At 65.0% G+C, this 11,111-nt stretch carries 11 protein-coding genes; 7 read left to right on the top strand and 4 right to left on the bottom strand.

What is annotated here, in order from left to right:
• Positions 1–3: 3 nt before the first annotated feature.
• Genes FJ546_RS07345 through FJ546_RS07370 form a run of 6 tightly spaced genes read left to right on the top strand, consistent with a single transcriptional unit; the run spans position 4 to position 6,008 of the window.
• A complete protein-coding gene (locus FJ546_RS07345) occupies positions 4–687 on the top strand; it encodes a DUF4129 domain-containing protein (RefSeq protein WP_140888715.1) in 684 nt (227 codons plus the stop codon).
• The gene (locus FJ546_RS07350; protein WP_140888716.1) at positions 684–1,898 is read left to right on the top strand and encodes a DUF4350 domain-containing protein; all 1,215 of its coding nucleotides are present in this window, start codon (positions 684–686) and stop codon (positions 1,896–1,898) included. Before FJ546_RS07345 ends, FJ546_RS07350 begins: the two co-directional genes overlap by 4 nt.
• Positions 1,885–2,841 (top strand): MoxR family ATPase, encoded by a 957-nt coding sequence (locus tag FJ546_RS07355; protein ID WP_140888717.1) that lies wholly within the window; start codon positions 1,885–1,887, stop codon positions 2,839–2,841. Before FJ546_RS07350 ends, FJ546_RS07355 begins: the two co-directional genes overlap by 14 nt.
• Positions 2,838–4,142 carry a DUF58 domain-containing protein gene (locus FJ546_RS07360; protein WP_140888718.1) on the top strand — a complete coding sequence of 435 codons (1,305 nt, stop codon included), beginning with the start codon at positions 2,838–2,840 and terminating at the stop codon, positions 4,140–4,142. Before FJ546_RS07355 ends, FJ546_RS07360 begins: the two co-directional genes overlap by 4 nt.
• Positions 4,139–5,158: a stage II sporulation protein M gene (locus FJ546_RS07365; protein WP_140888719.1), complete on the top strand. Its 1,020-nt coding sequence runs from the start codon at positions 4,139–4,141 to the stop codon at positions 5,156–5,158. The genes FJ546_RS07360 and FJ546_RS07365 overlap by 4 nt, the downstream gene beginning before the upstream one ends.
• Positions 5,145–6,008 (top strand): RDD family protein, encoded by an 864-nt coding sequence (locus tag FJ546_RS07370; RefSeq protein ID WP_140888720.1) that lies wholly within the window; start codon positions 5,145–5,147, stop codon positions 6,006–6,008. Before FJ546_RS07365 ends, FJ546_RS07370 begins: the two co-directional genes overlap by 14 nt.
• A gap of 28 nt (positions 6,009–6,036) precedes the next feature.
• Here the strand turns inward: FJ546_RS07370 and FJ546_RS07375 are convergent, their stop codons facing one another.
• The gene (locus tag FJ546_RS07375; protein WP_140888721.1) at positions 6,037–6,723 is read right to left on the bottom strand and encodes a D-lyxose/D-mannose family sugar isomerase; all 687 of its coding nucleotides are present in this window, start codon (positions 6,721–6,723) and stop codon (positions 6,037–6,039) included.
• Positions 6,724–6,964: 241 nt separating this feature from the next.
• On the opposite strand from FJ546_RS07375, the gene FJ546_RS07380 reads away from it, so the two are divergent.
• On the top strand, positions 6,965–8,023 hold the full coding sequence (locus tag FJ546_RS07380; protein ID WP_140888722.1) for a D-TA family PLP-dependent enzyme: 1,059 nt from the start codon (positions 6,965–6,967) through the stop codon (positions 8,021–8,023).
• A 27-nt stretch (positions 8,024–8,050) separates the two neighbouring features.
• On the opposite strand, the gene FJ546_RS07385 is transcribed toward FJ546_RS07380, so the two are convergent.
• The 3 genes from FJ546_RS07385 to FJ546_RS07395 form a co-directional block, all read right to left on the bottom strand.
• Positions 8,051–8,815, bottom strand: a complete 765-nt coding sequence (locus FJ546_RS07385; RefSeq protein WP_140888723.1) for a heme ABC transporter permease — start codon at positions 8,813–8,815, stop codon at positions 8,051–8,053.
• Positions 8,816–8,973: 158 nt separating this feature from the next.
• Positions 8,974–10,746, bottom strand: a complete 1,773-nt coding sequence (locus FJ546_RS07390; protein WP_140888724.1) for a glucan ABC transporter ATP-binding protein/ permease — start codon at positions 10,744–10,746, stop codon at positions 8,974–8,976.
• A 160-nt stretch (positions 10,747–10,906) separates the two neighbouring features.
• The gene (locus FJ546_RS07395) at positions 10,907–11,098 is read right to left on the bottom strand and encodes a hypothetical protein (protein ID WP_140888725.1); all 192 of its coding nucleotides are present in this window, start codon (positions 11,096–11,098) and stop codon (positions 10,907–10,909) included.
• Positions 11,099–11,111: the final 13 nt, after the last annotated feature.

Below are 11,111 nucleotides of genomic sequence, written 5' to 3' on the forward strand. Positions count from 1 at the left end.
CAATTGTCCAGGCGTATTGCCAGTGTCGGCACCAAACCGCAGGTGCAGAGGGGCGAGCGGGTGACAGTCGCACAGCCGCAGGACGCCGAATGGCTGGCAAAGATACACAAGCAGTTGCTTGCGGACGATTCCATCCAGTTTGACCTGCCGACGCTGGTGCAGCCCGAGCCGCCGGAATGGCTGCGGCCTTTCCTGGAAGCATTGGCGAAGATCGGCCCTTACATGATCTACCTGTTCTGGGGCGCGGTGATCGTCGGCGTCGCGGTCATCGCGCTTCTCGTTGCCCTCGAGGCCAAGGGCGTGGCATGGCGCCTGATGTGGCGGCGCGCCCGCAAGCAGGCTGAGGCGGAAGAGGCATGGCGCCCGGATGCTGGTGCCGCGCAGATCCTGCTGTCCGAGGCCGACGCGCTCGCCGCGCGCGGCGACTATGACGAAGCGGTGCATCTTCTGCTTCGCCGCAGCGTCGCCGACATTGCCGGGCGGCTGCCCGACTTTCTGCGCCCGTCGCTCACCTCGCGCGACATCGCCAGCGCCACATCGTTGCCGGCGCGGGCACGCAGCGCCTTCAGCGAGATCGCGCGAATCGTCGAGGCAGCGCTGTTTGCCCGCCAGCCGGTCGGAGCCGATGGCTGGCAGCAGGCGCGCGGCGCCTATGAACGCTTCGTCTTCAGGGATGCCTGGACATGAGCGCGCCGGCGGTCGAGGCCGCGCAGGAACCGTTCAGCCGCAAAACCCTGTTCTGGGGCATTTTTGCCAGCTTGCTGGCGGCGGCGGGATTTTTCCTGCTGTCGACCTACGCGCCGGACTTTCGCCAGCCGGAAGGCGGCGGCACGCCGCTCTCCAAGGGCGGCTCCGGTTATGCCGGGCTCGTCGAATGGCTGAAACTCGCCAATGGACAGACGCCACCCATGGCGCGCAGCGAGGACGCACTCAGCTCCGTCCTGGCGTCCGAATTCCTGCTGGTCGTCACCATCGCGCCAAACAGCGACCCGGGCGCGCTGGCAAGAATCATCAAGCTTCGCTCGGGCAAGGCCACATTGTTCGTGTTGCCCAAATGGATCACGTTGCCGTTGCAGGACCATGAAGGCTGGGAGATGAAGCTCGAACGGCTGCCCGATACGGTCGTCAATGACTGGCTCGGGCGCATCGACAAGGCCAAGCTTGGCGAAGGCAAGAGTTCGGTCGCGCAGATGGACGTCGCAGGCCGCATGGTCGCCACGCCGGAAGACCTGCAATGGGTGGCGGACGATCACCCCTTGATCGCGGCGGGCAATGGCAAGGCCGTTCTCACGGAGCTCGACGAAGAGCCGTTCTACATCCTGACCGACCCCGATCTGATCAACAACGCGGCGCTGAAGGATCCGCAAAAGGCGGCGGCGGCGCTCGACATCATCGCCATGCTGGAGCCCGGCGAGGGCGCGGTGATGTTTGACCTGACGCTGCATGGCGTCGGGCAGAAATACGATCTTGCCAAGCTTTTGGTCGAGCCGCCCTTCCTGGCGCTGACGCTGTCGGTGCTGGCGGCGGCGGCCCTCGCCTTCCTGCATGGGCCCGGGCGGTTCGGGCCGCCGCGCACCGAGGCCCGGGCGATTGCCTTCGGCAAGCGGGCGCTGGTCGACAGCACGGCAATGCTTTTGAAGCGCGCCGGGCGGCTCGGGGAGCTCGGCGATCGGTATGCCGCGCTGATGCGTGCGCGTACCGGCGCATTGCTCGGCGCTCCGCAAGGCTTGCAGGGCGAAGAGCTCGACCGCTGGCTCGATTCCCGCGACCGAAGCGAAACGCAGGGCTTCAGCCGTCGCTTCAAGGCCGCGAGCGGAGCTGGGGATCTGGCGCAAATGCATGAAGCGGCGGAAGCGCTGCATGACTGGACGACAAGGAGGCTCGGTGAACGTCGATGATGTGAAGGCCCTGGCGACCGCGATCAGGGAAGAAGTGGCGAAAGCAATCACCGGGCAGCGCGACACGGTCGATCTGATGCTGACGGCATTGTTCGCCGGCGGTCACATTTTGCTGGAAGGCCCGCCGGGAACCGCCAAGACCATGACCGCGCGATGCTTCGCGCAAGCGCTTGGCGTTGCCTATGGCCGCATCCAGTTCACGCCCGACCTGATGCCTGGCGATATCGTCGGCTCCAACATCTACAATTTCCAGAGCGGGCAGTTCACGCTGACGCGCGGGCCGATCTTCTGCGACCTTTTGCTTGCCGACGAGATCAACCGCACGCCGCCGAAGACGCAGGCAGCCCTTCTGGAGGCCATGCAGGAACACGCCGTCACCTTCGACGGCACCACGCATGCGCTCAGCCAGAACTTCATGGTGGTGGCGACGCAGAACCCGATCGAGCATCAGGGCGTCTACCCCCTGCCCGAGGCACAGCTCGACCGCTTCCTGTTCAAGCATCGGGTGAGCTATCCCGATCTCAAGGAGGAACGCGCCATCATCGTCCATCATGGCGGCGGCACCGCCTCGCACGATATTGCGCAATACGGCATCAAGGCGCAGACGGACCGCAAGACGCTGGAAGCAGCACTTGCCACGGTTGGTGACGTGACGCTGGTCGACGATGTCGTCGGCTATATCGCGGCCCTGGTGCGCCGCACGCGCGAAAGCCCGGACCTCGAGGTCGGCGCCAGCCCGCGGGCGGGCGCCATGCTAGCGCGCGCAGCACGCGCCAGGGCGGCACTCGACGGCCGCGCCTATGTCATCCCCGACGACGTCAAGGCGCTCGCCATACCGGCGCTGCGCCACCGCGTCATCCTGTCGCCGGCGGCGCAGATCGATGGGCGGCTGGTCGAGCAGATCGTTTCCGACCTCGTCGACCAGACGAAGGCGCCGCGTTGATCTACCCGACCGGCAAAGCGGTGTGGGCAGCGGCGGCGGGGGCGATCCCTGCCTTCCTCATCGCGCTTGCGCTGCCGCATGTCTGGTATCTGGGCCTGCTGTGGATCTGCGCGATGCTTGCATTTCTCGCGGTCGACGCAGCGGCCGGGCGTGGGCGTGCCTCGCTCAGCGCCAGTCTCATGGCGCCGCCGCGGGTCGGCGTCGGCGGGCGCTTTACCGTGCATGTCGCGGCCAGCCTCGGCCAGCGGGTGCGCATGCTGCAAGCACGTGTCGGCCACGATCAGCGTGTGGAGCCGGTCGGCCGCACAGGCGGCGTGTTGCCGGCGAACGGCGGCACGCTCGATCTCGAATTCACGGCGCGCAGGCGCGGCATTGCCAGTTTCGACCGGGTCTGGCTGCGCTGGAACGGCCCGTTCGGATTGACCTGGAACCAGGTCGTGCTGCCGATGGACCGCAAGGTGGCGGTGCTGCCCGACGTCCGCAGCGCGCGCGATGAGGCGATCACCTTGCTGCAGCGCTCCGCGCTGGCCGACGGCCACGCGCAGAGGCGAGCCGGCCAGGGTCGCGAGTTCGAGGCGCTGAAGGACTATCAGCCCGGCATGGGCCGGCGGATGATCGACTGGAAGCGCAGCGCCCGCCACGGCAAGCTTCTGGCGCGCGAGTTCAGGATCGAGGAGAACAACAACATCGTGCTGGCGATCGACAGCGGCCGGCTGATGTGCGAGCCGGTCGACGGCGTGCCGAAAGTCGACCGGGCGGTGACCGCGGCACTTCTGTCGGCCTTCATTGCGCTCAAGGGCGGCGACCTCGTCAGCCTGTTTTCCTTCGATGCCACGCCCCGCGTCTCGAGCGGCGCGGTGCGCGGCTCGCCGAGTTTCACGATGATCCAGAAGCGCGCGGCCGAGATCGACTATTCCGGCGAGGAGACCAATTTCACGCTGGCGCTGACGACATTGGCGGCAAAGCTCGACCGTCGCTCGCTGGTCATCGTCTTCACCGATTTCGTCGACCCAATCAGCGCCGAGCTGATGCTGCGCACCGTCGGCCGGCTGGCTGAGCGGCATCTGGTGCTGTTCATGCTGATGAAGGATGTCGAACTGGAGACATTGGCCGACATGCAGCCCGCGAAACCCGAGGATGTGGCCCGCGCGGTCACCGCGGGCGGCCTGCTTCGGGAGCGGCAAGTGGTGATCGGGCGGCTGCGGCTGCTGGGCGCGCATGTGATCGAGGCCGACCATCAGCGGCTCGGTCCGGCCTTGGTCGAGCGCTATATCCAGCTCAAGGAGGAGAACCTCCTATGACGCTGCCCGCCGGTACCGATGCCGTACGCCAGTCGCTGGCAAGCTTCCGCCAGGAGCGCGAGGCCGACTGGAAGGCGTTCGAGGCGCTGCTGGCCCGCGTCGAAAGACGCGCGCCGCGCACGCTTTCTGAAGACGAGTTGCTGTCGCTGCCATTGCTCTACCGTTCTGCGCTGTCCTCCCTCTCGGTGGCCCGTGCGACATCGCTCGACAGCGCGCTTATCGCCTATCTGGAGGCGCTCAGCCTGCGCGGGTATTTCTATCTCTATGGCGCGCGACGTAGTTTGAGGGAGCGCGTCGGGGATTTCTTCCTGCGTGACTGGCCGGCGGCAATCCGCGATCTGTGGCGCGAGACCTGGGTGTCGGTCGCACTGACTGTCGTCGGCGCCATTGCCGGCTACTGGCTGGTGGCCTCCGACAAACGCTGGTACGACGCCATTATCGCACCCAGCCTTGCCGGCGGGCGCAATCCGGATTCGTCGACCGAAGTGCTGCGCAGCGTGCTCTACGATGGCGGCAGCAGCCACTTCCTGTCCGGCTTTGCCGCCTATCTGTTCACCCACAACACGCAGGTGGCGATCCTGGCCTTTGCTCTCGGCTTCGCCTTCGCGGTGCCGAGCGTTCTGATCATCCTGATGAACGGATGCATGCTGGGCGCGCTGTTCCAGGTCTATGCGGCCAAGGGGCTGGGCTTGGAGCTTGGCGGCTGGCTCTCTATCCACGGCACGACGGAGCTGTTCGCCATTGCGCTGGCGGGCGCGGCCGGCATGCGCATCGGCACGCGCATCGCCTTCCCCGGCGAACTGACCCGGATGGCGGCCGCCGCCCAGGCCGGGCGAGTGGCGGCGACCGTGATGATTGGCGTGATGATGATGCTTCTGTTTGCCGGCCTGCTCGAAGGCATCGGCCGGCAGACGATCACCAGCGATGCGACGCGCTACGCCATTGGCGGCGGCATGCTGACGTTGTGGATCGCCTATTTCTACCTGTTCCGGATGGTGCGGCATGGCAACGGCTAGGAACCCTGTCGAGCTGACAAGGCCGCTGATCACGCCGGAAGGTGTCGACCTCCGGGTCAAGCTGGCGGACGCCGGTACGCGGGCTTCGGCCTTCCTGCTCGATGTGGTGATCATCGTCGCGGCCGCTATTGCGGTCACCCTCGTCGTCATCTTCGGCCTCGGCGGCCTTGGCGTGAAGGAGGCGGAGCCGCTCTTCATCGTCTGGATCATCTTCATCTTCCTGCTGCGCAACGTCTATTTCATCGCCTTCGAGGCGGGGCGGCGGGCCGCGACGCCGGGCAAGCGAATCGTCGGCGTGCGGGTCGCCTCGCGCAGCGGCGCGGGTCTCACCATCGACCAGGTCATCGCGCGCAACCTGGTGCGCGAGATCGAGGTCTTCCTGCCGCTGTCGATCATCGCCGCGCGCGGCGGCGCCGGCATCGCCGACACGCTGTCGACGATTTTCGGCCTGGTGTGGGCGCTGCTGTTCTCGCTGTTTCTGTTGTTCAACCACGACCGGCTGCGCATTGGCGATCTGCTTGCCGGAACCTGGGTGGTGGAGACGCCGAAATTCAAGCTGGTCGAGGACCTTTCGCAGCGAAGGGATCCGGTCGCCAGGCGCTTCCATTTCAGCCCGACGCAGCTCGACGCCTATGGCATCGCCGAATTGCACAAGCTGGAAGAAGTGCTGCGTCGCGACGATTATTCCGCGATGAAAGCTGTGGCGGAAACGATCGGACGCAAGATCGGCGCGAAGATCGAGCCGATCGATTCAAAGGCGTTTTTGACCGCCTACTACGGTGATCTCAGGGCGCATCTCGAGCGCAAGCTGCTGCTCGGCAACCGCAAGGCGGACAAACACGCGCGGTAGCGCGGTGCCAAGCCGAGTTTGGCCTGCCCTACCCCAGCCACTTGTCATAGTCGGCCACCAGCAGGTGCACCGGGGCAACATCTTCGTCGATGTTGGAGAAGCGGCCGATCGGCTCGCGGAAGACATTGTCGGTGAGATCGTCGTTGACGGTCGACACCTCTCCGATCAGCACATCCTTGCCCTCGGCCCAGAAGGCATGCCAGACGCCCGGTAGCAGCGTGACGCTCTGGCCCGGGTCGAGCTTCAGCAGGCCGCCAGCCGGCAGCCGGTGGATGGTTCCGTCGACAGGCACCGACACCTCGGCCTTGGGATCAATGCCGCCGTCGCGGTCGTGCATGAACAGTTCCAGCACCAGTTTGCCGCCGCCACGGTTGATGATGTCCTCGGCCTTGATGTTGTGGCGGTGCATGGGCGACAGCTGGTCCTTGCGCGAGATCATGATCTTCTCGGCATAGAGCATGCCCATGCCCTTCTTCATGTCCTCGTAGCGGCCGTTGCGCACGGTGAACAGGAACAGGCCGAGCTCATTGAATTTTTCCTGGCCATAGTCGGTGATGTCCCAGCCGAGTCGCGAGGTATAGATCGCCGAAGAATCGACCTGGCGCGCTTTCATCTCCTCGGGCGACCAATAGGCGAAGGGTGGCATGATGTAGCCGAACGAGCGGATGAAAGCGTCGGCTTCGCGGATGATGTCGTTGATGGCGGAGCGTTTCATGATCGTGACCCTTCGTGTCTACACGCTTTAGGTTGTTGCATGTCGTCATCCCAAAACCGCCGGGCACTTTTGGGCGACATGCATTGCAAATCGCATAGCCGAACGCCGCTGCGGTGTCGATCCATCTCGCCGTCCCCGCGCCTGCGCTACGCGCGGATGGCCCAGCGGTCCGGTCCGCTGGCCGCGTGACATCAAGCACTTTCAGGCTCATAAACCCTGCGAATTCTCACAGGGATAGAAGATGCCGACCGTCCACGACCTCGATACGCCGTCGATCCTGATCGACGCCGCGCGCGCCGAAGCCAACATTGCCCGCGCACAGGCCCATGCCGACAGGAACGGACTGAAGCTGCGGCCGCATATCAAGACGCACAAGCTGCCCTATTGGGCGAAGAAGCAGGTGGCGGCGGGCGCCGTCGGCATAACTTGCCAGAAGATCGGCGAGGCCGAGGTGATGGCCGATGCCGGGCTGTCCGATATTTTCCTACCCTACAACATCCTCGGCCGCGCCAAGCTGGAACGGCTGAAGGCGCTGCACGGCCGCGTGACCCTGTCGGTCACATCCGACAGCATGGAAACGCTGGAAGGGCTGGCCGCCACTTTCACCGATTCCGGTCGGCCTCTTCAGGTTCTGGTCGAATGCGACACCGGCATGGGCCGCTGCGGCGTGCAAACGGTTGATGAGGCGGTCGCGCTGGCAAGGCTGATCGACAGGGCCGGTGGCCTCGCCTTCGGCGGGCTGATGACCTATCCGGCGGCTGGCCGCGCGGCCGAGGCCAAAGCCTGGCTTGCGAACGCCAAGCAGGCGCTGGCCGCTTCAGGCCTCGCTTGCGAGCGCATCTCCAGCGGCGGCACCCCGGATATGTGGCGTTCCGGCGAGGATAGCGTTGTCACCGAATATCGTCCTGGCACCTACATCTATCTCGACCGATACCAAGTCGCCAAAGGCGTCGGCACTCTGGACGATTGCGCGCTGACGGTGCTGTCGACGGTGGTCAGCCATCCGACGCCAACCCGCGCCATCCTCGATGCCGGCAGCAAGGCGCTGTCCAGCGACACGCTGGGGCTGAAAGATTTTGGCGAGCTCCTCGGCGCTCCCGACGCAAGGGTCACCGGGCTCAGCGAAGAACATGGCACCGTCACGCTTTCCGGCGACGCGAAGCTGCGCATCGGCGAGCGCGTGCGCGTGGTGCCCGACCATTGCTGCGTCGTCACCAATCTGTTCAACGAGGTCAACCTGATCGACGGCGAGCAGGTGCTCGAAACGTTGCCGGTGGCAGCGCGCGGGCTGATGGCCTGACCGCCTACGGCCCGGTGACAGGCGGGATCAGGCCGGTTGCCGCTCCGCCTGCCGAGCCGCTACCCGCCGCATGGCAATCACCCGGCGGCGGCGGATTTCGGTGCGCATCGCCATCAGGTGCAGCGTGAAGAACAACGCCGTGAACCCGACCGCCATGACCAGCAGCGGCCAGAGTAGGGTGGGGTCGATGGTCGGGCCGCCGAGGCGGAACACCGAGGCCGGCTGGTGCAGGGTGTTCCACCAATCGACCGAGAATTTGATGATCGGGATGTTGATGAAGCCGACAAGCGTGATGATGGCGGCGGCCCACGCGGCGCGGCTCGCGTCGTCGAGCGCACGGGTCAGCGCGATGATGCCGAGATACATCAGGAACAGCACGAAGACCGAGGTCAGGCGCGCGTCCCACACCCACCAGGTGCCCCACATCGGCTTGCCCCAGATCGAACCGGTGATGAGCGCCAGTGCGGTGAAGACGGCGCCGATGGGGGCCGCCGATTTCAGCGCGACATCGGCCAGCGGATGCCGCCAAACCAGCGTGCCAAGGGCTGAGACCGCCATCAGCGAGTAACACATCATGGCGAGCCAGGCGAAGGGCACATGGATGTACATGATGCGCACGGTGATGCCTTGCTGGAAGTCCTCGGGCGCGGCGAAACTCATATAAAGCCCGACGGCAAGGACAAGCGCGGCGATCGTCGCCAGCCATGGCACGACCCTGTCGGCCAGCCCAACGAAGCGCGTCGGGTTGGCAAGGTCCATCCAGCCGCTCAGGCGTGAAGTCGTGTCGCTCATGCGGCTTTACATAAACCGCCGGCGCGATTGGGGCAATCGAGCGGCGGTGTCGCAGGTTACCCTCCCCTTGTTGGGAGGGTCGCTGCGAAGCAGCGGGCGGTGCTGCCCCCGCCCGGACCTTCGGTCCGACCTCCCCACAAGGGAGGTCGAGAGCATGATTACGCGGCCTCGCCCTGCACGGAGCGGCTGAGGCGGCGGACTTCCTCGTCGTTGAGCAGGCCGCCGGCGCGCAGCAGGCTGGCAAAGCGGCCGTTGCGCAGCGACAGTTCGGCGAAGCCACCCATTTCGACCACCCTGCCCTTGTCCATGAACACGACCAGATCGGCGTCACGAACGGTGGTCAGGCGGTGGGCGATGATGAAGGTGGTGCGGTCGCGCCGCAATTCGTCGATCGCTTCCTTGACCCGGTCCTCGGTCTCGACGTCGAGCGCGCTGGTCGCCTCGTCGAGCACCAGGATCGGAGCGTCTTTCAATACGGCGCGAGCAATGGCAATGCGCTGGCGCTCGCCGCCCGACAGCTGGCCGCCACGTTCGCCGACCACCGTGTCGTAGCCATTGCTCTTGGCCAGGATGAAATCCTGCGCGGCAGCCGCGACGGCGGCGGCATGGATCTCATCATTGCTGGCTTCGGCACGGCCGACGCGGATGTTGTCCTCGATCGAGCGGTTGAGCAGTCCGGCATCCTGGAACACGGTGGCGATCGAATGGCGCAGCGACTTGCGGGTCACGGTGCGGGTGTCGATGCCGTCGATCAGGATGCGGCCGCTGGACGGCGAGAAGACGCGCTGCAGCAAATTGATCAGCGTGGTCTTGCCGGCACCCGTCGGTCCGACAATGGCGACGGTCTGGCCGGCCTGAACCTCGAAGGATACGTCGCTGACGCCCTGTCCCGAATTGGCGAACTCGAAGCAGACATCCTCGAAGCGGACATGGCCGGTGACATTGGTGAGGTCGCGCAGGCCATCCGGTTCGGCGGCATCGGCGGCCGAGTCCTCGAGCTTGTAGAACTCCTCGAGTTTGGCGCGAGCCTCCGAAATCTGGTTGGCGAAAGCCGACATCTGGTCGAGCCGCGAGATCAGCAACGTGGCGAAGCCGGTGAAGGCGATGACATCACCGACGCGCAACTGGCCATGGGTCACCAGATAGGCGCCGATCAGAAGCACCACCATCATCGAGATGGTCGACGACAGGCGATTGAGCGCATTGGCGATGGCCCACCAGTCGAGCACCGGGTTCTGGGCGTCAAGCAGGTTCTTGACATAGCGGCGCAGAGTCTCGGCCTCATAGCCAAGGCGGTTGTAGCTCTGGAGAACGGCGACGTTGCTCACGGAGTCCGTCACATGGGCGAACACCTTGTGGTAATGGCGCTCCACGGCGGCCTGGCCCCCCTTGGTGCGCTTCATCACCAGACGGCCGATGCCGACATAGAGCACGCCAAGCGCGAGCAGCACCATCGACATACGCACATCCATGCTGAGCGCCGTCGGCACGAGCAGGACGAGCGCGACAGCCGTGGACAGATGCTGGCGCATGAATTCGAGCCACAGGCTGAACAGCGTCTCAACGGCACGCAGCAGCGTGTGCAGGGCGTTGGACGTGCCGCGCTGATGATGCCAGGCGAGCGGCATGGTGATGACGCGCTCGAAGGACTGGCACAGCACTTCGCTACGCCGGGCGTGAGCAAAGCGGTCGGCGCCGCGCGCCACCAGGACGAAAGCGATGACGTTGAAGGCGCCCAAACCGGCCCACACGGCAAGCGTGGAGAATACCGAGCCATGCGCGGAGATGGCATCGATCACCCGGCCAAACATGATCGGCTCCAGGATGGCGATGGCGGCAAGTGCGACATTGGCGCCGCAAATCAGCGCGACGCGCCTCTTGTCGGCGGCCAGATAGCCCAGCGCTCTCCAATAGATCTGCAGAAGTGACACTTCAGCTACTCCGCCAATTCTCTACTGTGCTCAATGCGGTATTGTGCACTGCACCATTGTTTGACACGTAACGGTTGACGCGTCGCAAAACAATGCCCGTCTATCGCTTCCGTTCCCATTTAGCGAACAAAAGATGACGACGATGCGAAATCTGACGTGATCACCTAACGGTTTGAGATAAAAGGTGAAATGCCAGCCTTGCGGCAAAATCATGGCAGTGGCCGAGAGCTGCCACATTTTTAATCACGGCAGGCTTGCATGACGTGTCAGGCAACGCCTGGCGGATGCCGTCACCAATCGCGCGCAAGTAAATATTCGCGGCGTCGCGCGCCCCGAAGGACGCGCGATCCATTGACCTAAAATCT

This window comes from Mesorhizobium sp. B2-4-19 (genome assembly GCF_006441315.1).
Classification (GTDB): domain Bacteria; phylum Pseudomonadota; class Alphaproteobacteria; order Rhizobiales; family Rhizobiaceae; genus Mesorhizobium.

What these genes read in the sequence shown, in the direction of transcription:
- FJ546_RS07395 (WP_140888725.1), bottom strand. Translation starts at nt 11,098, where the DNA reads ATGGATCGCGCGTCCTTCGGGGCGCGCGACGCCGCGAATATTTACTTG.
- FJ546_RS07385 (WP_140888723.1), bottom strand. Translation starts at nt 8,815, where the DNA reads ATGAGCGACACGACTTCACGCCTGAGCGGCTGGATGGACCTTGCCAAC.
- FJ546_RS07365 (WP_140888719.1), top strand. Translation starts at nt 4,139, where the DNA reads ATGACGCTGCCCGCCGGTACCGATGCCGTACGCCAGTCGCTGGCAAGC.
- FJ546_RS07375 (WP_140888721.1), bottom strand. Translation starts at nt 6,723, where the DNA reads ATGAAACGCTCCGCCATCAACGACATCATCCGCGAAGCCGACGCTTTC.
- FJ546_RS07350 (WP_140888716.1), top strand. Translation starts at nt 684, where the DNA reads ATGAGCGCGCCGGCGGTCGAGGCCGCGCAGGAACCGTTCAGCCGCAAA.
- FJ546_RS07370 (WP_140888720.1), top strand. Translation starts at nt 5,145, where the DNA reads ATGGCAACGGCTAGGAACCCTGTCGAGCTGACAAGGCCGCTGATCACG.
- FJ546_RS07380 (WP_140888722.1), top strand. Translation starts at nt 6,965, where the DNA reads ATGCCGACCGTCCACGACCTCGATACGCCGTCGATCCTGATCGACGCC.